1 pseudogene is annotated in these 566 nt (G+C 58.8%); it reads left to right on the plus strand.

Annotation, left to right across the window (positions count from 1 at the left end):
- Positions 1-566: pseudogene (locus tag HMPREF9163_RS11405) on the plus strand (virulence protein); the annotation flags it as partial.

Genomic DNA, 566 nt, shown 5'->3' on the forward strand with positions numbered 1-566 from the left:
CGCATTCGAGATCACGAAGGACGGCAGCCTTTGCCTCGACGATGCCACCGACAAAGCGACACTTGCGCGTGTGCGCGCGGCACTGCGCGAGGAGGGCTTTATGTCCGAGGCTTCCTGCGCGGACATAGGGGAAGATGATCCGATCCTGACGGAATCGACGGTGGAAGAGCCTACCGCAGTTGATGCGGCAGAGGATAAGCTGACACCAACAGAAACGTCGGAAGAACCTGCTCCGACAGAGGAAGCGATGGCAGAACCCGACGAGGACAGCCTTTCCATCAGCCTCCCGCGCAGCCTCTTCACGGAGACCGCACTGAACAATCTGGACGCGCTTCTCCTGAGCAAGGGACGGCTCATTCGTCACGCCTTTGACATTCGCGAGGCGATCTACACGCTGACCGATGACCGAATCACCTTTGCGTGGCTGCACGGCACAATCACCGACGAGACGGCAAAGGCATACGCCGAGTTTATCAGCAAGCTCTGCCTGATGGCGCGGACGCAAAAGCGCGTCACGGCGAAGGAGAAGATTGTGGACAACGAGAAATACGCATTCCGCTGCTTTC

The sequence above is a fragment of the Selenomonas sp. oral taxon 138 str. F0429 genome, assembly GCF_000318175.2.
Lineage (GTDB): Bacteria > Bacillota > Negativicutes > Selenomonadales > Selenomonadaceae > Centipeda > Centipeda timonae.